The sequence below is a fragment of the Nocardia jiangxiensis NBRC 101359 genome (genome assembly GCF_000308615.1).
GTDB lineage: Bacteria > Actinomycetota > Actinomycetes > Mycobacteriales > Mycobacteriaceae > Nocardia > Nocardia jiangxiensis.
Window position 1 is genome coordinate 82,774 of sequence record NZ_BAGB01000165.1, and the last position, 22,726, is coordinate 105,499.

At 67.5% G+C, this 22,726-nt stretch carries 20 protein-coding genes; 10 read left to right on the top strand and 10 right to left on the bottom strand.

Going from position 1 to position 22,726, the window contains the following annotated elements; genetic code table 11:
* Positions 1-15 precede the first annotated feature (15 nt).
* Positions 16-858, bottom strand: coding sequence for a DoxX family membrane protein (locus ON40_RS40140; RefSeq protein WP_040830820.1), 843 nt, complete (start codon positions 856-858; stop codon positions 16-18).
* A gap of 120 nt (positions 859-978) precedes the next feature.
* On the opposite strand from ON40_RS40140, the gene ON40_RS40145 reads away from it, so the two are divergent.
* Complete coding sequence (locus tag ON40_RS40145; RefSeq protein WP_051194333.1) at positions 979-2,028, top strand: phosphotransferase family protein; 1,050 nt, start codon at positions 979-981, stop codon at positions 2,026-2,028.
* A gap of 15 nt (positions 2,029-2,043) precedes the next feature.
* Here ON40_RS40145 and ON40_RS40150 read toward each other — a convergent pair whose 3' ends face one another.
* Complete coding sequence (locus ON40_RS40150; RefSeq protein WP_040830822.1) at positions 2,044-2,901, bottom strand: SDR family oxidoreductase; 858 nt, start codon at positions 2,899-2,901, stop codon at positions 2,044-2,046.
* A 102-nt stretch (positions 2,902-3,003) separates the two neighbouring features.
* On the opposite strand from ON40_RS40150, the gene ON40_RS40155 reads away from it, so the two are divergent.
* Positions 3,004-3,831, top strand: a complete 828-nt coding sequence (locus tag ON40_RS40155) for a helix-turn-helix transcriptional regulator (protein ID WP_040830777.1) — start codon at positions 3,004-3,006, stop codon at positions 3,829-3,831.
* 76 nt (positions 3,832-3,907) lie between these two features.
* Here ON40_RS40155 and ON40_RS40160 read toward each other — a convergent pair whose 3' ends face one another.
* A complete protein-coding gene (locus tag ON40_RS40160) occupies positions 3,908-4,384 on the bottom strand; it encodes a MarR family winged helix-turn-helix transcriptional regulator (RefSeq protein ID WP_040830778.1) in 477 nt (158 codons plus the stop codon).
* 41 nt (positions 4,385-4,425) lie between these two features.
* Between ON40_RS40160 and ON40_RS40165 the strand changes: the two genes are divergently transcribed.
* The 4 genes from ON40_RS40165 (at position 4,426) to ON40_RS40180 (ending at position 9,051) form a co-directional block, all read left to right on the top strand.
* Complete coding sequence (locus ON40_RS40165; RefSeq protein ID WP_040830823.1) at positions 4,426-5,322, top strand: alpha/beta hydrolase; 897 nt, start codon at positions 4,426-4,428, stop codon at positions 5,320-5,322.
* Between the two features lie 61 nt (positions 5,323-5,383).
* On the top strand, positions 5,384-6,949 hold the full coding sequence (locus ON40_RS40170) for a DUF6924 domain-containing protein (RefSeq protein WP_051194334.1): 1,566 nt from the start codon (positions 5,384-5,386) through the stop codon (positions 6,947-6,949).
* A 45-nt stretch (positions 6,950-6,994) separates the two neighbouring features.
* Entirely contained in the window at positions 6,995-7,966 is a 972-nt protein-coding gene (locus tag ON40_RS40175) for a fumarylacetoacetate hydrolase family protein (RefSeq protein ID WP_051194335.1), read from the top strand.
* A gap of 392 nt (positions 7,967-8,358) precedes the next feature.
* Positions 8,359-9,051, top strand: coding sequence for an LppU/SCO3897 family protein (locus ON40_RS40180; protein ID WP_169541990.1), 693 nt, complete (start codon positions 8,359-8,361; stop codon positions 9,049-9,051).
* Positions 9,052-9,149: 98 nt separating this feature from the next.
* Here ON40_RS40180 and ON40_RS40185 read toward each other — a convergent pair whose 3' ends face one another.
* From ON40_RS40185 to ON40_RS48890, 3 genes are all read right to left on the bottom strand, one after another.
* The gene (locus tag ON40_RS40185) at positions 9,150-11,642 is read right to left on the bottom strand and encodes an Hsp70 family protein (protein WP_040830780.1); all 2,493 of its coding nucleotides are present in this window, start codon (positions 11,640-11,642) and stop codon (positions 9,150-9,152) included.
* A gap of 63 nt (positions 11,643-11,705) precedes the next feature.
* Positions 11,706-12,068 (bottom strand): hypothetical protein, encoded by a 363-nt coding sequence (locus ON40_RS40190; protein WP_051194336.1) that lies wholly within the window; start codon positions 12,066-12,068, stop codon positions 11,706-11,708.
* A 25-nt stretch (positions 12,069-12,093) separates the two neighbouring features.
* Positions 12,094-14,853, bottom strand: a complete 2,760-nt coding sequence (locus tag ON40_RS48890; protein WP_051194337.1) for a tetratricopeptide repeat protein — start codon at positions 14,851-14,853, stop codon at positions 12,094-12,096.
* A gap of 255 nt (positions 14,854-15,108) precedes the next feature.
* On the opposite strand from ON40_RS48890, the gene ON40_RS40200 reads away from it, so the two are divergent.
* Together ON40_RS40200 and ON40_RS40205 are read left to right on the top strand one after the other, a co-directional pair.
* A complete protein-coding gene (locus ON40_RS40200; protein WP_040830781.1) occupies positions 15,109-15,306 on the top strand; it encodes a hypothetical protein in 198 nt (65 codons plus the stop codon).
* A gap of 307 nt (positions 15,307-15,613) precedes the next feature.
* Complete coding sequence (locus tag ON40_RS40205; RefSeq protein WP_063713200.1) at positions 15,614-17,242, top strand: serine/threonine-protein kinase; 1,629 nt, start codon at positions 15,614-15,616, stop codon at positions 17,240-17,242.
* A 12-nt stretch (positions 17,243-17,254) separates the two neighbouring features.
* Here ON40_RS40205 and ON40_RS40210 read toward each other — a convergent pair whose 3' ends face one another.
* From ON40_RS40210 to ON40_RS40220, 3 genes are read right to left on the bottom strand one after another with little or no spacing between them, the layout of a single operon-like run.
* On the bottom strand, positions 17,255-18,034 hold the full coding sequence (locus ON40_RS40210; protein WP_051194339.1) for an ABC transporter permease: 780 nt from the start codon (positions 18,032-18,034) through the stop codon (positions 17,255-17,257).
* Positions 18,035-18,074: 40 nt separating this feature from the next.
* Positions 18,075-18,638: a TetR/AcrR family transcriptional regulator gene (locus ON40_RS40215; protein WP_040830782.1), complete on the bottom strand. Its 564-nt coding sequence runs from the start codon at positions 18,636-18,638 to the stop codon at positions 18,075-18,077.
* Positions 18,639-18,654: 16 nt separating this feature from the next.
* Positions 18,655-19,722, bottom strand: a complete 1,068-nt coding sequence (locus ON40_RS40220; RefSeq protein WP_040830783.1) for a magnesium and cobalt transport protein CorA — start codon at positions 19,720-19,722, stop codon at positions 18,655-18,657.
* 141 nt (positions 19,723-19,863) lie between these two features.
* On the opposite strand from ON40_RS40220, the gene ON40_RS40225 reads away from it, so the two are divergent.
* A complete protein-coding gene (locus ON40_RS40225) occupies positions 19,864-20,490 on the top strand; it encodes a VOC family protein (protein ID WP_040830834.1) in 627 nt (208 codons plus the stop codon).
* Positions 20,491-20,537: 47 nt separating this feature from the next.
* On the opposite strand, the gene ON40_RS40230 is transcribed toward ON40_RS40225, so the two are convergent.
* The gene (locus tag ON40_RS40230) at positions 20,538-21,848 is read right to left on the bottom strand and encodes a DUF3089 domain-containing protein (protein ID WP_157186751.1); all 1,311 of its coding nucleotides are present in this window, start codon (positions 21,846-21,848) and stop codon (positions 20,538-20,540) included.
* 320 nt (positions 21,849-22,168) lie between these two features.
* Here ON40_RS40230 and ON40_RS40235 point away from each other — a divergent pair, with 320 nt between their 5' ends.
* Complete coding sequence (locus ON40_RS40235; protein ID WP_040830785.1) at positions 22,169-22,660, top strand: beta-class carbonic anhydrase; 492 nt, start codon at positions 22,169-22,171, stop codon at positions 22,658-22,660.
* Positions 22,661-22,726: the final 66 nt, after the last annotated feature.

Consider the following 22,726-nt stretch of genomic DNA (forward strand, 5'->3'; position numbering starts at 1 on the left):
TGTCCAGATTCCGCGTCAACCGGCCGTCGCGGCGGTGTTGGGCAGACGGTGTTTGACGGTCTCCGCGAGTTCGGCGCCGCGGTGCCGGGTGGTTTCGGCGAGTTCGGCCCCGCGGTGCCGGGTGGTCTCGGCGAGTTCCGCGCCGCGGGTGCGGGTGGTTTCGGCGAGTTCCGCACCGCGGGTGCGCGTGGTCTCGAGCAGGCGTTCACCGTGGCGAAGCGCGGTTTCGGCGAGTTCGGCGCCGCGTTCTCTGGCGGTATCGGTGATGACCGGGCGAGCGGCGTTCGTGAAGTCCACGGCCTCGTGGCGGGCCTGCTCGGCCAAGGTGCGGGCAGTGTCGAGGGCGTCGTGCATACGGTGTTCCAGGACATCGCGCGTATGCCGGGCCACAGCGTTGTCGCCTGCCGGGACCGCTCTCGAGGGCAGCGCGGCGGAAATCGCGTCCGCGGCCTCGCGTGCCGCGCGTCGTCCACGCCAGCCGAGCGAGGGTTTGCCCTCGGTGTCGGCCACCGCGAGCAGTAGTCCGCCGAGTAGGCCGATGTCCTTGACGAATGCGGTCGCCCTGGCGGATCGGCGCTCCGGATCGCTCTCCGAGCGGAATTCCTGTTCGGCCAGCAGTACCGGGATCGTCGTCGCGGTCAGGGTGAGTGCGGCCACCCGCGGTGCGGCGCCGAGTGCGAGCAGCAGTCCGCCGCCGATTCGGCTCGCGGCGATGATCCACACCAGCCGGGCGGGGTCCGTCGGTGATTTCGCCGCGATCCTGCTCTCGGTGAGTGGTTCGGGATGGATGAACATGGTCGCTCCGTCCACCACGAATGCGGTAGCGAGCAGGGGGCGGGCAATTCTGCGCAGCAGCATTATCGACTCCGTTGGTTGGATCCGACTGGGTCCGATCTGGGCTGTGTTTCCTCGCTCTACCCCGCAGCTTGCCATCTATTCCCGGTCAGGTGAACAACCCCGCCGCTCTACACTGCCTGAATGAGTGAACACGGTGATGCGGTGCCGGGCGAAGCGGAACTACCCGGGCTGGATCCGGATCGGCTCACCGCATGGTTGAGTGATGTGCGACCGGGGCTGGTGGCGGGGCCGTTGCGTGGGCGGTTGATCGCCGGTGGCCGGTCGAATCTGACGTACGAGATCACCGATGGGACCTCGGTGTGGATTCTGCGTCGTCCGCCGCTGGGGCATGTGCTGGCCACCGCACACGATATGACCAGGGAATATCGGGTGATCAACGCGCTGGCCGACACCGATGTTCCGGTTCCCGCGGCGTATGCGCTGTGCGAGGACGCCGACGTCATCGGTGCGCCCTTCTACGTGATGGAACGGATCCTCGGCACCCCGTATCGGACCGCGGCCGAACTCGAATCGCTGGGCGTCGAACGCACCCGGGCCATCTCCGCCGACCTGATCGACACCCTGGCCGCCCTGCATCGGGTCGAGCCGTCCGCGATCGGACTGGCGGAATTCGGGCGGCCCGAGGGGTTCCTGGAACGTCAGGTCCGGCGCTGGAAGAAACAGCTCGACGCCTCGTACACCCGGGATCTGCCCGCTGCCGAGGAATTGCACGCTCTGCTCGCGAAACATGTTCCGGCGCAGTCGAGTACGGGCATCGTGCACGGTGACTACCGGCTCGACAACGTCCTGGTCGACGAGCAGGATCGCATCGCCGCCGTGATCGACTGGGAGATGGCCACACTCGGTGATCCGCTCACCGATGTCGGTCTGCTGCAGGTCTACAAGCGAATGAGTGCGTTCGAGCTGGCCGGAATCAACGATGCGGCCGCCGCACCCGGCCAGTTGTCCGAAACCGAAATGCTGGAACGCTATTACGAACGCAGCGGCCGCGACCTCTCGCATATCGGCTTCTACATCGCGCTGGCCTCGTTCAAACTCGCGGTGATCTGCGAAGGTATCCACTTCCGGCACCTGAACGGCCAGACCGTCGGCGAGGGTTTCGAAGCCATCGGCGCGACGGTCGAGCCGCTGCTGCAGTCCGGAATCGCTGTGCTGCAAGAGAATCGGTGAGGCATCCGGCCGAACTCAGCGCACGCCCTGCGGGGATTCCGCATCGGTGAAATCCGTTGTGGCGGCGCTTTTCTGCTGCGGCAGGAGCTGATCCAGGCGCGACTGCAACTGCGTGGTGATTCCCGCATACGCATCGCTGCCGAGTACGAGGCGTGGGGGAGCGGGGCGTTCGTCGGCGCTATCGATGACACGGGTGACCATCCGCACCGGATCCCCCGGAATCGGGACGTTCCCGCCCCGGAGCGCACGGACGAACGCGGCGGGCGTGCCGTCGTACGCGGACATGGGCTCTGCGAGCCGAAGACTGCTGTGCGAGAACGAGGTTCGAGTTCCACCCGGTTCGACCAAGGTGACTTCGATGCCGAACGACGCCACTTCCCGGGCCAGCGCCTCGGCGAAACCTTCCACTCCCCATTTGCTCGCGTGATAGATCGAGGCTCCGGCATTCGCGGTCAGACCGGCGACCGACGAGATCTGGATGATCCGGCCGCTACCCTGCGCGCGCAGATGGGGCAGCACGGCTCGAACGGTCCGGATGGAGCCGAGCAGGTTCGTGTCGATCTGGTGCTCGATCTGCTCGTCGGTGAATTCCTCCGCGGCCCCGAACAGGCCGTAGCCCGCATTGACCACGACGACATCGATCCGGCCGAATGCGGTGGCCGCGTCATCGGCGGCCGCGCGAAGCTGGTCGGCATTCGTGACGTCGGCCCGTGCGACCCGCAGGGCCTCGCCGTACCGAGCCACCAGGTCATCGACCGAACCGGGCGTGCGGACCGTACCCGCCACCCGATCGCCGCGGGCGAGCAACTGTTCGGTCATCTCCCGCCCGAATCCGCTGTTGATGCCGGTGATGAACCAGTTCTGAGCTGCCATGTCGCCCAGCATGGCCGGGATTCGCCGGGTGTGGCAGGCCGGTGTGTTCCCTGGTAAGAATTCGGCCACCCTGCGGATTCCCGGTCGACGTAGCGTGTGGATATGGACAAAGCCCTCGGTCAGTTCCTGCGCGCTCGTCGCGAACTGGTGACTCCGCAGGAGGTGGGGCTTGCCGTCGGTGGTTCGGTTCGTCGTGTTCCGGGGCTGCGGCGGGAGGAGGTCGCGATGCTGGCCGAGATCAGTACCGAGTACTACGTCCGGCTCGAACGCGGTCGCGACCGGACGCCGTCACCGGCGGTGCTCGGCGCGTTGGCCGCGGCATTGCTACTGGATGCGGAGAGCGCCGAGCATCTCATGTCCCTGGCCGGACGCAAACCCCCGCGGACGGTGAAACGGCCGGGCGACCATGTGCCGCACAGCCTCGACTTGTTCCTGCGCACCATCACCGTGCCCGCGGTGATCCTGAACGAGTACGGTGACGTCCTGGCCGCCAATGCCGTTGCACAAGCGCTGATTCCGGGCATGATCCCGGGAACCAACCGGCTGCGTTGGGAATTCACCGATCCTCGGGCGCAGCAGATGAACCCGCTCTGGGAGCAGACCGCCGCCGCGGCGATCGCGCACCTGCGCGCCCGGGTCGGGAGGGATACGGACGACGAGCGATTGCATCGGCTGATCGGGGAGCTCTCGGTCAAGAGTGAGAAGTTCCGGACACTCTGGGCGCGTCACGATGTGCACGCGGCCACCGGCGGCGAGGTGCGGATCGTCCATCCGACCGCCGGACCGCTGACCCTGCTCGCCGAGAAGTTCCGTTACGCGGGTGCCGGTGGTCTCGAACTTCTGGCGCTGCACCCCGAACCCGGTACTCCTACAGCCCGCGCCTTGGCGGAGTTCGCGGCGGGCGAAGGCAGTCCGGTGCGTTTCGAGTGACCGCGCCGAAATAGTTGGGCCGCAACCTGTTCGATCTCCAGCGGCCGCCCGTGCGATCGGTTTCTACTGGTTCGTCTCATCCGGTCGGGAGCCCGAGGTTGCGTTGCTCGAGGTCCGCGCGCAGGGCGTCGAAGGCCGCGGAAAGCATCGTCAGTTGATCGCGTGAGACGGCCGCGCCGAGGATCTCGTGGATGGCCGCCTGCCAGATGGGTTCGGCTCGGGACGCGACCGCCTCGCCCTCGGAGGTCAGCGCGAGCAGGGACGAGCGGCGGTTGGCGGGATTCGGGCGGCGTTCGATCCAGCCCTGCTTCTCCATCCGGTCGACGATCTTGCTGGTCGTTCCGACGCCGATCGCGAAGGTCGAGGCGACATCCGCGACGCGGGCGTCCGGATGATCCCGGACGTAGCGGAGCAGTTCGAAGTGTCCGGCTGCGACACCGGCCTGCCCCTTCAGACGTTCGGCGACCGCGTTGTAGAGCCGCGTCTCCGCGCGCACCAGGTCGGTGAACAGGGTGTCCAAGGCGGCAAGATCTTCTCTTGCAGTATCTGCCATGGCATGTACTGTAGTGGAATCAACCTCGGAAGGGAATGGCGATGTCCACAATTCAGCGGGAACACCTCGATGCGCAGCTGCGCGGCGGCGGTGTCGGAGAGGAGGAGAACGTCGCCGCGGCGCGGGCGAACTTCGTGAACCTCATGAGTTCGATGCCGGTGCCGGAAGAGATTGGCGTACAGGAGATTTCACTGGGCGGACGCCCCGCGTTGCGCGTCACCCCGGATGCCGGCGCTCGCCCTGGAACCCTGCTGTACTTCCACGGCGGGTCGCACGTGGTCGGCTCGCCGCGCACGGCACTGGGGCTCACCGGAGGTTTGGTGGTCAGGACCGGGGTTTCCGCCATCTCCCTGGACTACCGGCTGGCGCCGGAGCATCCGTTCCCGGCCGATGTCGAGGACGTCGTCGCGGCCTACCGGGAGCTCCTCGAACAGGGGAACGCTCCCGAATCCATCGCTTTCGCAGGCGATTCCGCGGGAGGCGGCCTGACCATCACGGGCGCACTCGCCGCCCGCGACGCGGGACTGCCCCTGCCCGCGGCGATCCTCGCGTTCTCCCCGGGCGTGGACGCGACCCGAACCGGCGAGAGCATGCAGACGAAGGCCGCGGCGGACCCCTTGCTCACCAGGGCGGGCATCGATCGTCTGAGCAGTCTCTACGTCGGCGACCAGGATCGCCGCAACCCTCTGCTCAGTCCCGCGGTCACCGCCGACCTCACCGGTCTGCCCCCGATCCTGGTGCAGGTCGGCACGAACGAGCTACTCCTCGACGACGCCCGCCGACTCGCCCTGCGCGCCGCCGATGCCGACGTCGACGTCATCCTCGACATCACCGCCAAGGTGCCGCACGTCTTCCAGTCCTTCACCCACGCACTCGACGAGGCCGGTGAAGCGCTCGACCGAGCCGCGCTGTTCCTGCGTCAGCGGGTTCGCGGCTGAGCTCTCCAACCGCCTATCGCGTTGGCTGGCAACGATTGTCGCGATACCTGATAATCGTTGCGTGAATTCGCACGACGTCGACAACGATTCCACCACTGCGCAATCGGCCTTCGAGGATTCCGCACCGGTCGCCCGGATCACCCCCGAACGTCCACTCCACCGTAGAAATGACAGCGGTGAGGTGACGCACCGGATCGAGCGCAGCCCCGACGGCTCACTGCGCGGCGCGGAGAAGAACATGTCGTATCTCGTCGCCACCGCTGCACTCGCGCAGTGGATGGAGCAGGACGGCGCGGTCCTGACCTGGTTGCCCAGGCCGGAGGATGGTGAGTTCGCGGTATGCCTGCTGGACGTCGATGGAAACATGTTGTGGCGCACCAGGTCCGAGGCGTGGACCGAGGTCCCGCCACCCGCGCGGCCACACGATCACAACGGTCCGGCCCTGGGCGCGGGGTCGCGTCTTCGTCGCCAATCCCTGACCTCTCCGTCCGGCTCGCACACGCTGCTGCACCACGACAACGGAGATCTGGTGCTCTACTGCAACGCCACGCACACCGCCGTGTGGGCGACCGGCACGGACTGGATCGGCGACGGCTGGCTCGATCTGACGCTCGACGGTGACCTGGTGTTGCGGACGTCGTGCGGCGCATCGGTCTGGCGGTCCGGCACCGCTGACAGGGGTGTGGCACAACTGACCGTCCAGGACGACGGCGCCCTGGCCCTGCTGGACGCCGCCGGAACGGCCGTCTGGCAGATCGGGGATCACGCGCCCTGCACCGGGACCGGGCACACCCCGCCGCGCGGCGAGATGCTGCGACGAGGGCAGACTCTGCGCGGCCAGTCCCTGACCTCTGTGGACGGTGGCGCTGTGCTGTCCCAGCAGCCGGGCAACGGGATTCGGCTGTTCGAGCCCGACGGGTATCAGGCGTGGGTCTCCGATTCGGTCCGGAAAGCGGCCGAACTCGCGCTCGACGACGACGGATTCCTGCGGGTCCGGGATGCGCAGGGTGCTGTGCTCGAGGAACTCGGTGGCCCGGCCGACCACCTCGTCGTCGTGCCGGGCGGCGAGATCCGGCTCCGCACCGACGCCGGCGAGGTGCTGTGGCGCGCGGGCCGATACGTTTTCGACGGTCCCGACGCCATACCGGTCGCCCCTGCGCGTCCGCTCACTCCCGCCGCGCTGGAAGCGGTGTTCAACACCCGGTCGACCCCGATCGTGCGCACCGACTTCTCCGACGACGACGCCTGGGAGAGGGCGTGGCGCGATATCACCCGGCTTCGCAAGTACTGGGACGATGAAGTCGTGCTCGACGGCACATTGGTCGCCCTGCCCGAATTCGACGGCTGGACCGGCGCCGACCTGGCCACGATGTTGTCGGAAGTGGATATGCACGCGGTCGTGCTGACCGTGGATGCGGTCACGCTCGCCTCGCCCGAGCATCCCGTACTCGTCACCGAGCTCGATCCGGAGCCGGCGGAAAAGCAAGATGAGCCCCGTTCCTTCCGTGCCACCCCGCACGCCCTGCTCGATGCCGTCCTCCAACTCTCGATCGCGAATTTCGACTGGGAGGACTTCAGCGAATCCGTCGACGAGGACGGCATACTCCGCACCTCCACCGCCGATTAGCCTCGGCCGGGTAGCTTCGGTGCCGAGCTGAGGAACGGAGATGTCATGAGTCCTACGGACGATGCGGCGGAGAAGGGGGTGCCCGTTGCGCCACCGCGGCTGCGGCGGGTGCTCGATCTCGCCGCGCGGCGGATCATGCCGCAGATCGATAGCGGCCCCGGCTGGAGTAACGTCGAAACTGCCAGTGCCGAAGGTGCTTTCGTGATTCCGACGGCATTGTCGGCAGAGTTCGAAGTCGCTCGGTACGAAGGTCTGGGACTGGGCGACGGGGATGTGGTGCTGCCGGTGTGCCCGGTGTCGTTTCGGGACTTCATGCTTTTCGAGAAGCATGCCATCGATGCCGCGCGTGGTCTGGCTCGGCGGTTCGTGCCTGCCGGGTATCGGGTCGGACAGCTCTACGAAACGTTGACGCGGCGGACATTTCCCGCATTCCGCCCGAACGCGCTGTGGTATCGCCAGCCGATCTACTACATGTCGAATGCGTTGACCGTCGTCCCGTCCGGCACGCCCGTCGGGTTCCCGACCTACAGTCGCGCACTGGATTTCGAGCTGGAACTCGGCGTGGTGCTGTCCGTGCCGCTGCGTGACGCGAGCGTCGAGGAGGCCGCGGCTGCGATCGGTGCGGTGGTCGTGGTGAACGACTTCTCCGCTCGCGATGTGCAATTGGCGGAGATGCGGTCCGGATTCGGCCCGCAGCGGTCCAAACACTTCATATCGTCGATGTCCGCCACCGCGGTCTCGGGCGTGGCGGTCGCCGATCGTCTCGACCGGCTCACCGCGACGGTGAGCATCAACGGAAATACCCTCGCGCACACCGGAACCAGCGATATGCGCTACTCGATCGCCGAGGCGATCGCGCACGTCTCCCGGAGTGAACAGCTCTACCCGGGCGAACTGTTCGCCACCGGCACGCTCCCCGGCGGCAGCGGGATGGAACTCGGCAGATGGCTCGCCCCCGGCGATGAACTCCGCCTCGAGATCGACGGCATCGGCGTCATCGAGCACCTGATCCGGTAGCGGCTGCCTCATCGTGCGCGCACGATCCCGGAGACTCACCGGTCCTCGTACCGTGGGTATCGGGGGACTGGATGCGGCCCGGTGGAATTGGGTGGCTGCGGTTGTCGACAGGTCGGTAATCTCCTGTGCCGTCAGGATGACGTGGCTCACTCGGCAGGGTGAGGTTCAGAGCGCGGGGGTTACAACCGAATGCATTTTCATCGTCGTGGCGTGGTGAGCCCGATCGTGAACACCTCCGATTGTGCTGGTGCGCCGAAGGTGTCGGCATGATCGAGGCTGGAGATATTCCGTGGCGGGCGCGGCTGTGGTCGGTAATACGTTGTGCTGCAGTTCTATTCGCAATGCTTCCGGGGATCGGATTTCTCGTCGCATGCAGCAGTGTCAGCGGCTCGGTGCAGCACGGGGATTGTCTGAAGAAGAACGGTGATTCGTTCGACAAGGTGTCCTGTTCCGATTCGGCCGCCGCCTATGTCGTGCTCGATCGGGCGGGATCCGGTCACCCGCACGGGGACTGCATCGATGTCGCGGGCACCGAGTACGACTACAGCGACGACGACGGTTACGTGTGCGTCGGTGACAAGGGTGCGGATCCCGCGCACGCGGTGAATGTCGCGCAGATCGGCGATTGTCTGACCGGCAGTGACGGTTCCTCGGTGCAGAAGGTGAACTGCACCGACGCGACTGCTCGCTACCGGGTTCTCGCCCGCGACACCGAGAGCATGATCGGGCTGAACATGGCGTGCAAGGACGTCAGAGGCACCGAACGCACCTACAGCTTCGAGCTGAAGGTCACCAAGGGCATCGGCGCCGGACTCGGCAGGGGCGTCACCTTCTGCCTGGCGGCCAAGGATGCGGACACCTCGCGCACGGTGGACAACGCCGAGGTCGGCAGTTGTCTGCAGGAGACCGGTGCGAATCAGGTCCGGGTCGTCGACTGCACCAGCCCGGACGCCAAATACAAGGTGTTGCGGAGCGTGGGCCTGTCCACCCTGTGCGACAACGTATCCGGCGTCATCGCCACGTACTCCTACCAGTCGCCGGGCGAGATCCTCGGAACCTATCTCTGCCTGGGTGCACCGCAGTAACCGACTGCGGGCCGAACGGAATTCGGCCCGCTTCACCGGAAATGCGTTCCGGATGCGCTGGGGCACAGGGCATCCGGAACGTCACCGCGATCGAACCGTCACAGCGATCGGATCGTGCTGAACGGATCGGGCTCCGGCGGGGGATCGGCCATCAGCGTGCGCAGCCGGGTGTTGATATTGCGCAGCCGGGTGATCTCCTGTGCGTCCAGAGCCGCGCGCCCTTCGGCGATCAGCCGATCGGCCAGCACGATGTCGACCATCTCGGCGCGGTACTTGATCAGTTCCTCGAAGATGAGGATCTGCAACTCGCCGGTGCGATCGAGAATCCGCCGCACCATCGACGCCAGCTCGGAAGTGCGCTGCCGCAACAGATCCGGCTCGTGCGAGTCGATCGCCTCGCGGATCGCGACCTCGTGCTGGTCGAATTCGCGCCGGAACATATCGTCGTTCAACTCGTTGACGCGCATGCGGGTGTATTCGAGCGTCTCCTTCGCCCGCGCCACCAGACTCGGCCACAGCAGTTCGTCCTCGGCCTGATCGATCGCCGCACGCAGATCACGCAACCGCTGTTCGGCGGCGATGGCCGCATCCGGGTCGGTGGCCGCCGCGGCCACCAGATGTTGGGTGTCGGTGACCGTCTGCTCCTGCTCGAGCTGGCTCAGCAGCAGCTCCGAGGTCGGATTGCCGAACTCACCGTGCTGCTGGCGGACCTGGTCGAGCCGCTGCAACTCGGCCTCGGTGTTGCGGCGCAATGCGGTTGCGTCCGGACGTGATTCGGTGTGCAGATCGATGACGTTCTCGAATTCGGCGTCCAGATACGGCAGATAGGCGCGGGCGAGCAGGATGCGCGAGGCGTCGATCTCCAGGGTCAGTTCCAGATCGCTGCCCTCGGGGATGCTGCGCTCGATCTGATCGGCGGTGATATCCAGATGACCGATCGTGCGGTTGCGGTCACCGCGGGCATATTCGCCCTCCAGCACGGGAATTCGGATCAGTCCGGTGCGCTGTGCGCCGTAATGGACCGCGACCGAGGTGCGCAGCCGCTTGCGGGCGCGCGCCGGGAGCGGAGTGTTTCGCTCGATCAACTGGATCGTCGTATTGTCCGACAGGCCGACGCTGATCGTATGGATCAGCGGCGGCTGGGTCTCGACCGCGCCGACGGTGTAGGTCAGCGTGGCGGGGGTGATCTCCCGACGACGCCCCGCGGCATCGGTGAGCTCGAGCTCGAAGGTGTTGGCGCGACCGGTTTCCGCCCACAGCGTCGTGGTGAACACGCCGGTGTCGGAGACGGGAATCTTGCCGCTGCGCCACGGCGGCTGCGCCCCCGCGTTGACCAGCTCGACGGCCACGCCGTCCAGTGCGCCCGCGTCGGTCCCGGAGATACGGCCCACCACCAGCGGCTCGCGATCGGGTCCGACCGGCTGGTACTCCAGCTGGACGGTGAAGCCACCGGGCACCGCCACCGGTGCGGACAGCTGCGGAATCCGTTGTGTCCCTGCGAAGATCGCCGCACCGCGGGCGACGACGGTGAGCGGGTCCTGGCTGGTGTCCAGCGCAATCCCCAGGCCGCGAGTCGCATCGGTGAGATGTTCGCGCAGATAGGGCGACAGGGTCGGGCCGCCGACCAGGATCAGCTTGTCGATGTCGCCGGGCGACAGGTGCGACTCGTCGAGCGCCTTGCGGCACAGGTTGACCGAGCGGGTGAGCAGGGGTTCGGCCAGCCGCTCCACATCCGTGCGCTGCAATTCGTAGTAGAACTCGAACCTCTCGCCAGCGCCGTCGTCGAGTTCGATCTCGATCGTTTCCATCGGCGCGCGCGAGAGCTGGATCTTCGCCTTCTCCGCGGCGAGCTTGAGCTTGTTCACCACCGGCCGCCACCGGGCCGCCCCGCGAGTGAGATCGGACAGCCCGAATTCCTCCCGGACCGCGGGAATCAGCAACTCCTCGACGATCCGCCAGTCGATCAGTTTGCCGCCCAGATAGTTGTCGCCGCGGTGGTTGAGCACGGTGAACTCGCCGTCGCGCAACTGGATCACCGCGGCGTCGAACGTGCCGCCGCCCAGGTCGTACACCAGCCAGCGGGCATTGTCGTCGGTGGCCTGGAAACCGTAGGCGAGCGCGGCCGCGGTCGGCTCCTGCAGCAGCGGCGAGAAACGCAGGCCCGCGGCCTCGGCGGCCGCGCGGGTGGCATCGCAGGCACTCATGTCGAACGCGGCCGGGACGGTGATCACCGCGGCCTCGATATTCTCGCCGAGTCGCTGTTCGACATCCGCGCACAACGTCTTGAGCACCTCGGCGGAGAGCTGTTGCGGGGTGAGTTCGCGTGCACTGGCGGCGAAACGCACCGACTCCTGGGCGGTGCCCATCCGCAGCTTGAACTCCGAGGTGGTGTTGTCCGGATCGGACTCGCTGCGGTCCTTGGCGGCCCGGCCCACCCGTAACCGGTCGCGCTTGTCGATCCACACCGCCGACGGCGTGGTGTCGGAATCCTCGTTGTTCTTGATCACCTCCGCGTCGACGCCGTGCAGGACGGCGATGGCGCTGTTGGTGGTGCCGAGATCGATTCCGAAATCAACCGTCGACCGTGCCATATCTCCTCCGAAAATGGTTGTGCCACAACGTGGTGACACCCGTTCTGATTCGCGTGCGCGAGCTCAGGATTCCTGTTCCGCCGACTCCGGTGTGGCCACGATGATCTGGCCCATCTGCACGACCCGGCCGTCGGCGTACACCGTGGGCATGATCGTCTCGGCGACCCGCTCGCGGTCCACGGTGGCCGAGGGTGCGTACGCGATCACCTGCACCGATTGACCGCCGTCGAACGGTTCGCCGGTATGGGACTGCACCTGGATCCCGGCCTCGGCCAGTGCATCCGCCATCGAGGTGACCTGGCGGGTCACCGCGCGTAGCAGTTTCGCCGGATCCGCGTCGGCGTCGGTGTCGGCGAGCTTGTTGCTCAACCGCCAGACACCAGTTGCCAGATCGGCCAGCAGTGGCCGGAAATCCTTGTCCGCCATACAGATTCTCCCCTTCATCGGGCGGCTATGCGGGCCGCTCGCCTTTTCGCCAGCCCTGGCCCAGCAATTCGGTCAGGGGTGGGTATGTCATTGCCCGGTTCTCGACCCCATCGGTCCCCAGCGACAGCTTGGCGATTCCGGCGCCGATCGCGACGATCACGCAGATCGCCGTGATGACGAACAGCGGATGCACGGCGAAACCGAAGATCAGACTGAAGAACGCGCCCACCGAGGCGAGGGTGACGGCGGTGCCGAGCTGCCTGCGCTTGGTCTCATCGGGGAGATGCAGCTGGCGGCATCGGTCACAGCGCGGCACCTCGACGGTCAGTGTGCGCCAGCGCTTGGTGTTCCCGGAGTACGTCACGTCGCGGTGCAGACCGAACGGGTAGTGCTGTCCCTGTGTCGCGGGCCGGTCCTGGCAGAACCAGCAGGTGTTCCGCAGTCGGGCCGCCGCGTTGCGCTCGCCCAGCATGCCCGCGAGGACCGCGATCTGTTCCTGCACGAAGGTGCGCGTCTCGCCGCCGACGGGTAGCGGTTGGATCCGGTGCAGCACCTGTTCGGTGGACTCCAGATCGCCGGTGTCGTTGCAGTAGGACACCGCACACGAGGTGGCTGTCGTCGCGATATGGTCCTGCGCGCGGGCGATCCGCTCACCGCCGGGATCCTCACCCGCGCGAATTCTGGCCAACGGCAACCGGGTTCGGTCCAGCAGATCGCGCGCGGCCTGCAGGCCCTGCTTCTTGTTCGCTTCGGTGCTGGAGCGGGCCTCGGCGCAGAGCTTGTCCACCTGGAGCGTCGCCGCGGCGGACCACTCCTTGGCCAGGCGGTCGCGGATGGCCGTGGTCGTGGCGATCGGACCGAGCCGCTCGAGCATCGCGACACTCGATGCGATATCCCTGACCTCGTTGTAGTGCTGGATATCGCAGACGATCGCGGTGCCGACGATATCGTCGTGCGCACCGGCGCCGAGCGGATCGGTCGGCGGGCGCAGCCGGTCGATGACCCGCAGCGGCACCCGGGCGCGATCGAGCATCCGGTGCACGGCCTGGGCCGCCTCGGCGGGGCGCTGGGATCCGGCCCGATGTGCCTCGTCCGCAATCGATTTCAGGCGCGCGGCAAGCTTGCGGACCGCCCAGCCGCGGGCATCGTCGATCGCTCCGGCGTCGAATCCGCCCGGATGGGTCTCCACCTGGTCGGCGAACCGGTCGAGCACGGTGATGTGCAGGTCGGCGGCCGCGAAATCGTCCTCCGCCGTGGCGTTCACGATGAGTGCGGCCTGGATGCGCAGCAGCATCGCCGGTAGCGCGCCGCGCAACTCGTCGACGGCGGCGGTATCGAGTCGGCGATCGTCGATGCGGGAGGCGCGGTCCCGCAACCGATTCCACACCGCGTCGGCGCCGACGGCCGAACCCCAGGCGGTGAGGGCGTCGAGCCAGGTTTCGGCGGCCTGACCGCGCGAGGTCTCGAGTCCCTGGATGTGCCGCAGCACCGCGATGTTGTGTGCCGCGATCGCGTCCTGGCCCATCCGGTCCAGCCAGATCTGTTCCGCCGCGGCGGTGTCGTCGCGGAACAGTGCCGCGAGCGCAGGATCGTCATCGGTGCACGGCCACAGCCAGAACAGTTCCTGCACAAGGCGATTCACCGGCTCGCGCAGACGGTTGAGCGCGGCCTTCACATCGGCGGCATCCGGCGCAGGCGATACGGCCAGGGCGGTGGTCCGGGTCAGCGCAGCGCCGAGCTTCTCGGCCGCCTCCAGTTCGGTGACGCGCTTGCGGACCTGACGGGAATCGGCATCGGTCTGCAATCCGGCGAGCCGAAAAGGGTTGTGCCGGTAGGGAGTATCCTCGACCAGCGCATCGAGTGCCGCTCCGATGCCCGACGAGTCCGCCCCGGATTTCGGTGGGATGCCGCCTGTCGCGCGAACCACGCGGTCGGGCAGGACGGTTCGTTCGACACTCGGCCCTGCGGGCGCGGCGTCGCCGTCACCGCGCAGCCGGGTGAGATTGGTTTTCGCATTCGGATTGTCGGCGAGGGCGGCGCGTTCGTACCACTCGGTGGCGGCGGGCAGATTCGGCTTGTCCACCTTGACCTCGAGCAGTGTGCCGAGGTTGTTCATCGCGCCCGCGTGGCCGTCCGCGGCGGCCTTCTCGTACCACAGCAGCGCGTCGGGCACGTCGTTGCCGGCCTCGGACATCAGGCCGAGAGTGAATTTCGCGTTGGTGTATCCGTCGGCGGCGGCGCGCTCGTACCAGTGGCGCGCGGCGACCGGATCGTTGGGTTGCAGGGTGTATCGGTACAGCTGGCCGATGTTGTACATGGCCACGGCATCGCCGTGCTCGGCGGCCTTCTCGTACCATTTGCGCGCGGCGGCGGGGTCCGGGGGATCGAGACGTTCGGCGAGCAGGTAGGCGAGTTTGAAGTAGGCGTCCTGGTACTGGGCCGAGGCCGCGCGCTCGTACCACGGGCGCGCTCCGGCCGGGTCCGGTGGAGTCGTGCGGTCGGCCAGCAGTCCGGCCATGTTGTACATGGCCGTGGCGTCGCCCGCGATCGCTCCCCGCTCGTACCATTCGCGCGCGGACTTCAGGTCGGGCGGATTCTCGGCTTCGGCGAGCCGTCCGAGATCGTTCATCGCACAGCGATGTCCGCTCGCGGCAGCCCGCCCGTACCAGTCCAATGCGCCGGGGATGTCGGGTGGCGTCGACCGTTCGAGGAACTGGCCGAAATCGTGCATCGCCTCGACATCGCCTGTCGCGGCGGCGCGTTCGTGTTCTTCGCGAGTTGTCATGGCACCCCCCGTTCACCCGTGGGATCGAACGGCCGCACAGCCAAGCGGATACCAGCACCCGCCCCTCCCGTGCTGGACATGGTAGCCGGACGTCCCAGGCGATGCCACAGAGTTTCCGGCATCGGGTGCGGGCAGGACGGTAGCAACGCCGGAACGGCTGTGGCCCAACGAAATTCCGGATGTTGCCGGGTGAATTCGGGGCTCGTTCGGCCGGTTCGCCCGGACTACGATTCCGGTGGACGAAGGGTCGGAGATATGAACATCCGCCGTCTGTTCGCAGTATTCCGCCGCAATGATCGTGTCGAGGAAAAGCCGACCGTGCAGCAGCGCGCCGATCGCGTGGCGCGCGAACTCGGCCGTACTCGTTGTGACAATCACCGCTACCGCAGTCGGCGCGGCACCGGCCGGGTCGGCGACGGGTACAAGGCCGAGGACGGTGGCCTCGACCTGTAGCGCGGCCCGGTGAGGTCGCCGTCGCGCGCAATATCGGCGGCCGCGGACGACGATGCGATGAGCCCGGCTGCCGCGATCGGCGTCGCCGCTATCCTCGTGGTCATGGCGTGCCATCGATATCTGCTCACCCCCGTGGCAATTCCTGCGGTGCGAACCGCCCATCGCGTTTGTTGACAATCGGTCCCGGCCGGTCCTACCGGCTCGAATCCGGCAAACCTCGTCACGTTCACCGCCGATCATCCGGTCGACTCGGACCGATCGATGTCCGCGGCCGAACGGAAAGTGTGTCCCCATGAATCAGCCCGCGATGAGTGAGACGGTCGCAACGCGCCGGTCGCGCGTCCCGACCCGCCCGCTGGGCGTCGGCGATCCGGAGACCCTGGGCCCGTACCGGCTGCTGGGCATTCTCGGCGCGGGCGGGATGGGCTGCGTCTACCTCGGTCGCGACAGCGGTGGACATACCGTCGCGGTCAAGGTGGTGCGTCCGGATCTGGCCGGTGACAACACCTTCCGGACCCGGTTCCGGCGCGAGGTGGCCGCGGCCCGGCGCGTCGCGGGGCCGCACACCGTGCCGGTCTACGACGCCGACGTCGACGGTCCGCGGCCGTGGCTGGCCACCGGATACGTCTCGGGCCCGTCGCTCACCGATGCGATCGAGGGCTTCGGCCCGCTGCCCGAACCCTCGCTGATCGCCCTGGCCGCGGGACTGGCGCGTGCGCTGATCGATGTGCATGCCACCGGGATGGTGCATCGCGATCTGAAGCCGTCGAATGTGCTGATGGCGCAGGACGGTCCGCGGGTGATCGATTTCGGTATCGCACGGGCGACCGCCGACGAGACCGCGCTCACCACGACGGGCAAGATCATCGGCTCGCCCGGTTACATGTCCCCGGAGCAGATCACCGGCGGAGTCGCGGGACCGCCGGGCGACGTCTTCGCGCTCGGCGGCGTGCTCGTCTACGCGGCCACCGGCGTCGCGCCGTTCGGCACCGGCGACACGATCTCCATGCTGTGGCGGGTGATCAACGAGGAAGCGCGGCTGGACGGTGTGCCGGAGAGTCTGCGCGGGCCGGCGGCGGCCTGTCTGGCCAAGGATCCCGACGATCGGCCGACCCCGGCGCAGATCGCCCGGCAACTCGCCGCGCTGCATCCGCCCGGACCGGACCGGTGGCTGCCCGCCCCGATTCTGGCCGAGATCCATCGTCGCGCAGCCGAATTGGCGGATCTGGAGGCAGCCACGCCGCATCGGAGCGCTCCTGTCCGCACAGCCGTCAGCACCGGGCCCGTCTCGGGTGAGCAGCGCACCGCGACCTCCTCGGTTCCGCAGATCGAGCGGCCGCATACTCGCGCGATGCCGCGGCTGCGGCGCGGGCGGCGTCCGCTGATCATCGGGGGCGTAGCCGTGCTGGCGCTGCTCGGGGCCGGGGCGATCGGCGTCGCCGTCACCGACAGCGGGTCCGGGGGACACACCGGACAGGCCGCGGTTGCCACCGCCGATCCCGCGCCCAAGAATCCGGGCGCCGAGCATCCGGGCACGGCGCATCCCGGCACCGCGGCCGGCGGGTCACCCGGGGCCGCCGCGGGCGCACCGCTTCCGGCCATCTACGTCGGCACCTGGAAGGGCAGCGCGACCGATGGCGCGGGCGCCTTCGACGTCGTGGTGACCCTGCAATCCGGCAAGGTCGGTCAGGAGATCGGCACCGCCGTCACCACTGGCCGCGCCAAACAGGGCACGTGCAGTCGCAAGCAGATATTGACCTTCGCCGGACCCGCGCGAATCACCTTGCGCAACAAGCCTGTCGAGAACGGACTGCCCGGAAAGACGTGTGCCCGATTGGGTGTGATCACCACGCTCGAACGCAATTCGGACGGCACCCTCACCTATACCAACGGCCTGGTCACCAATATGACCGGAATTCTGCACCGCGGCAATTGATCTCGCGAGGCGTCAGCGGCGGCTCGCGCGGCGGTAGCCCAGCGCCGCGGGGACGGCGAAGACGACGATCACGCCCAGGGACCAGATCAGCGGCCGGGCCAGCGGTCCGCCCGCGGCCAGCGCGTGCATGGTGTCGACCGCCGTCGACATCGGCTGATCGTGCACCACCGGCCGGATCCACTGCGGATACGCCTGGAGCGGCACGAATCCGGTGCTGAAGAACATCATCAGCGAGGTGAGGATCGTAATGCCCTCCACCAGCGCGGATTTCGCGGTGAAGACCGCCACGGCGGTGACAACCGGCGCGAAGGCCACCCCGAACAGCACCGGGACGCACACGAATCCGATTGCGGCCCAGACGCCTTCGCGGAACCGGAAGCCGAGTGCGTAGCCGACCAGGACGATCGCCAGCGTTCCGGCGAGGATGCGGCAGCCTTCGGCCAGGATCCGCGAGGCCAGGCCGGAGGCGCGATGGACCGGCAGCACCCAGAACCTGGCCAGCAGTCCCGCGTCCCGTTCGCGCCCGAGCAGAATTCCGCTCGCCACCGCCCCGGACAGCGCACCGACGACGGCGGCCAGCGGCACCGAACCGTCCAGGGCGTCGGTGCCGGTGAATCGGCGGATCTGGTCGCCGATCACGGTGTCCAGCATGAGCAGCAGCAGACACGGGATGATCAGCGTCTCCAGCAGGGCGACCGGATTGCGCACCCAGCGCAGCAGCAGCCTTCGGGTCTGGGTTGCATCGGAGTTCGTATCTCCAATCTCCCCGCCAGGACGCCCCTTCGACAGCACCCCTCGTGATGACTCCCGCGCTCCGAGGGTGGTCGCAACCTCACCCCAGGGTGCTCAGGCCGTCCAACACCACACTCAGCATGCGCCGGGAGCGCTGCTCCCAGGCGGCGTCCTGCTCGCTCTGCCACAGGAAACCCACCAGGAGCAGCAGTTCCTCGGCCTCGATGTCCGGCCGCACCCGCCCGGCTGCCCGGCAGGCGCGCAGCAGCCGGTCGATCACGTCGACGACCGGCTGGTAGTGCTCGTCCGAGAGCGCGGAGCGGGTGGCGGTCTGCAGGACGCCGGCCAGGCCGTGCTTGACCCGGCCGAAGTCGGCGAGGCGATCGAGCCAGTGGCACAACGCATCCCACGGTTCATATTCGCTGAGCAATGCGTCCGCGGCGTCGACCAGCTCACCCACGTCCTGCCGATAGACCGCGAGCACCAGCGCCTCCCGGGTCGGGAAATGCCGGTACAGCGTGCCCTGTCCGACGCCCGCCCGCTTGGCGATGGCGTGCAGGCTGACATCACCGGAGGTGGACAGCGCGTCGCGGGCGACGGCCAGGATGCGCGCGCGATTGCGTTCGGCGTCCGAGCGCCGCGCGGCCGGGCGGGGTTCGGTCATCGAAATCTCCCGGTGCTCACAGCCAGTTGTTGCGCCGGAAGGTGACGAACAATCCGGTGCAGATGATCAGGATGATCCCGACCACCGCCGGATAGCCCCAGACCCAATGCAATTCGGGCATGTGCTCGAAGTTCATGCCGTAGATTCCGGCGATCATGGTCGGCACGGCCGCGATCGCCGCCCAGGCCGAGATCTTGCGCATATCGGTGTTCTGCTGCACGCTCACCTTCGCCAGCGCGGCGTTGATCAACGCGCTCAGCGATTCGTCGAAGTCCCGGATGCGGTCCACCGCGGCGGTGTGATGATCGGCCACGTCCCGGAAATAGCGCCGAATCTCCTTGGGCAGCGGCAGATTCGTCTCGTGGCTGAGCAGTTGCAGCGGCAGCGCCAGCGGGGCGACCGCGCGACGCAACTCCACCACCTCGCGTTTGAGCTGATAGCTGGCCTCGATGGTGAGGCGGCTGCGCGGGCTGAAGACCTCCTCCTCCATCTCCTCCACATCGTCCTCGATTTCCCCGGTCACCAGCACATAGGAGTCCACGACGTGATCGGCGACCGCGTGCAGCACGGTGCTCGGTCCCAGCGCCAGCCGCTCGGGCATCGCTTCGAGATCGTGCCGCACCCCGGCCAGTCCGGTGTGCTCGCCGTGCCGGACCGTGATCACGAAATCGGGTCCGAGGAAAACCATGATCTCGCCGGTCTCCACGATCTCGCTGACCGCGTTGCGGTCGTGTTCGACGTACTTGACTGTGCGCAGGATCAGGATCAGCACGTCGTCGTAGCGTTCGAGTTTGGGCCGGTTGCGTGCCTGCACCGCGTCCTCGGCGGCCAGTTCGTGCAGTCCGAAGATCCGCGCCACATCGGCCATCTGCTCGGCGTCGGGTTCGTGCAGGCCGACCCACACGAATCCGGTCCCCTTGTCCCGCACGTTCTCCAGGGCCGCGGCATGGGTGAACCGGCCCGGCAGCCGATGTCCGTCCCGGTAGACCGCGCAGTCGACGATGGCCCGCGCGGTCGGCACCGGAATCCGCGGACGGGTGGCGTGGACGGTCCGTCGGAGACCTCGGAACGGGAATTGCGGCATGCTCGGCACAGGCTGGATGCTAACCCGTGGTCGCCGGCAGTCGTCCCGGGTCAGCGCGCCCCGCGACGCCGCCACCGCTTCCCGCGGACCGGTCAGGAATCGAGAAGCACTGGTCACCGGCTCGCGAATAACGTCATGGACATGAACATCACCAAGAACACGACCGGTATCGAATCCGTCATTCTCACCACGCCCGATCCGCAGGCCGCCGCGGCGTTCAACGAGGCCGCCTTCGGCCTCGGCGCCCGACTTCAGGTGCGCGCAGGCGATGCGCCGACCAGCGGTTTCCGTGGTTTCACCCTCTCGCTGGTGGTCCCCGGGCCGAGTACCGTGGACAGTTTCTTCGAGTCCGCGCTCGCGGCCGGAGCGACGACGGTGAAACCGGCCAAGAAGAGTTTCTGGGGTTACGGCGGGGTTCTGCAGGCTCCGGACGGGACGCTCTGGAAGATCGCCACCTCCTCGAAGAAGGATTCCGGCGCCACCCGCACGGTGGACGATTTCGTCGTCCTGCTCGGCGTCGAGGACGTGAAGGCGACCAAGCAGTTCTATATCGAGCGCGGCCTGACGGTAGCGAAGAGTTTCGGCAGCAAGTACGTCGAGTTCGCCGCCCCGGCGGCATCGGTCAAGCTGGCCCTCTACGGGCGGCGTGCGGCCGCCAAGGATGCGGGGGTGGCCCCGGAAGGCACCGGATCGCATCGGGTGGTCTTCGGCGGCGGGCTCGGGACGTTCACCGATCCGGACGGATTCGAGTGGGAGACGCTCGCCTGATGAGTTCGATCGCGGTACGGAATCGCCTGTGCCGCAGCCAAATCGAACTACACGTGCGGGCCGGTGTGGGTCGCCAGCCACGCCTTGCTCTGGGCCGCCGCCAGTGCGTCCAGCTCGTCCTGTGCGAACTGCCAGTCGTCCATGTGCAGGCCCAGACCGGATCCGGTGGTCGGGCGGGCGAGTTCGACCTCGCCGCCGATCTGCAGCCAGTGCGCGGTGCCGTCGGCGTCCATGCCGCCGGTGCACTCCGCGGTCAGCGCCCCGGGATAACGAACGAATCCGGTGCCGAAGGGGCGTCCGGTGCGGTGCTGGGTCACCGACATGGTGGGCATCTCGGCGGTCACCGGGGTCGTCGAACCCGCCGGCGAGCCCTCGAGCAGCGCCGCGGGGTTCACGCAGGCGACCTGGTGGGTGCGGTCGGTCCGGCCGAATCGGGCGCTGGTGGGCAGCAGCTTTCCGGGAGATTGACGATAGGTCGAGAACGCCACCACGCAACCCGTCGGCAGCGGCGCGCTCGCTCCGCTGCGGGTGCAGACCGGCAGGTTCCGGAAAGTTGCCTCGGTATCGTTCCCACCGCGGTCCTGGCCGATCGGCAGGATCACATTCGCGCCGAGCAGCATCGCGCTGATCAGATGCGAACGCATCTGCTGATTCCCCTCGATGCGCTGCTGAATCAGGGTCTGCAGGTCGTAGCTGCCCTGCGAGTGGCCCAGTAGCAGCACCCCGCGATGACGCCCGGTGATCGGATCGATGTTGTCGTGCGCCCAGTACTGATCCCACGCCTGTTCGACGTCCCGGGCCCCGCGGGAGAAGTCGAGGGTACCGCCCTTCCCGCCGAATACCTGGCGCATCGGCAGCTGCCGATAGTTCGGCACGAACATGCGGCAGCCGCTGATCAGGCGCCCCACCTGCGCCACGGTCGTATTGATCTCGATATCGGTCGGCTTCGGCGGCTGATGCCCGTTCTGATTCAGCGGATTCGCCACCGGATCGACGGTCGGATACACGTAGAAGCAGTCCACCGGCGGGCGGTCCGGGGCGGGGAGCTGCTCGACCGTGGTGCTGCCGTCCCGCGCGAGGACCGTACTGTCCAGATCGGTGCGGGTGCGTGATTGCGGACGCCCGACCGTGAACGTCCGGCCCGGTGTCTGCGGTGATCCGAGCCGGTCCTGATTGCAGGGATTGTTCGCCATCCCCGGCCGACACAGCCAGACCGGCTGCGCGAGCGGTTCCGCGGTGCTCGTCGCGTCGCAGGCGGCGGTGAGCCCGGCCCCGGCCAGCATCGCGATTCCGGCGGCCAGTCCGGCCAGCCGTCGCCACTGCGGGGCTCGTGCGGTGCGTTCGGAATTCGGCGTCATCGGTTCCCCCCGGGGGCCGCGAGCGCGCGCGGTCGCGCGACCACGCTGCTGCGAATCATTCCCGTCCAGCTCCACACGGACAAGTATGTTTTCTGGACCCCGCCCCGTTACGGGCATGCAGTGCGTGTCACACCCCGGACCGCTGACGTGCCCGATCACACTTCCTCGCGGTATCGTGGGTGTGTGGGCGGAAGCGGTGCGGGCGACGCGCCAGAGTTCGATTCGGGGTGTTTCTATCCATCGTTGTTCCGGGGGTGACCCGAGACAATGGATGCGAACATTCGCATATCGAGACGTCTTCTGATCGGAGGTCTTTCCGCATGACAGTGACCGATGAGCTTCTGGACAACAACACGCGTTACGCGGCGCAATTCAGCGGGCCGCTTCCGTTGCCGCCGAGCAAGCATGTGGCGGTGGTCGCGTGTATGGATGCCCGCCTGGACGTGTACCGGATTCTGGGCCTGGGTGAGGGGGAGGCGCATGTGATCCGAAATGCGGGCGGGGTGGTGACCGACGACGAGATTCGTTCCCTGGCAATCAGTCAGCGGCTGCTGGGCACCACCGAGATCATCCTCATCCACCACACCGACTGCGGCATGCTGACTTTCACCGACGATGACTTCAAGCGCGGCATCCAGGAGGAGACCGGCATCAAACCGGGCTGGGCCGCCGAAGCCTTCGGTGATCTGAACGAGGATGTGCGGCAATCGCTTCGGCGAATTCAGACCAGTCCGTTCATTACCAAGACCTCGTCGCTGCGCGGATTCGTCTTCGACGTCGGCACCGGCAAACTCGAAGAGGTCACCGACTGAGCGCAATTCGCGTTCGGGAATGGTTCGTCGGCGGCCCGGCGGAACGAGCGCCATTCGGCGGGCCGT